At 61.1% G+C, this 586-nt stretch carries 1 protein-coding gene; it reads right to left on the reverse strand.

Annotation, left to right across the window (positions count from 1 at the left end; translation table 11 throughout):
• The coding region (locus AC1D0P_RS27265) for a lysylphosphatidylglycerol synthase domain-containing protein (protein WP_477679587.1) at window positions 1-572 on the reverse strand (572 nt) is incomplete at its 3' end.
• Window positions 573-586: the final 14 nt, after the last annotated feature.

Genomic DNA, 586 nt, shown 5'->3' on the forward strand with positions numbered 1-586 from the left:
GTGTTGCGGGTGAATTCCATTTTCACCTGCTCCATCAAATGCGGCAGGCGATCGATGAACGACCATTTGAGCATGAATTTCGGCAGCAGCTTGTGTCCAGACCATGCGGTCATCAGGATCAGCCCGCCGACAAAGCTGATCATCAACACGAAAGCGATGAAGGTCGCCAGCCAGACGCCGGTGAGATCGCCGTGCAGCCAGAGCAGGCCGAAGGCGACCAGTCCGGTGATCAGATAGGCCGAATAGTAGGAGACCGCGCCGATCAGCAGTGCCGCCGTGCCGACCGAGGAGGGAACACCGCGCAGGGAAAGCCCGCGAACGACCACAAGCGTGCCGCTCAGGCCGCCGGTCGGCAGCGCCTGATTGACGAAGAGCTCGATTACCGAGAGGCGGAACAGGGCGGAAAAGCGGTAATGCACTTTCGAATTGGCCAGCGCCAGCGACCATGTGGCGGCGACACAGATATAGGTCCCGACCTGAAGCGCAATGGCCGGCAGCAGCCAGGCGAGCTTTGTCGCGTAGACGGCCTTGAGGAAGGCTTTGATATCGCCGAAATGCAGGGTCAGCGCCACAAGCGCGCCGAGCG

The organism is Polaromonas sp. P1_G2 (assembly GCF_056405515.1).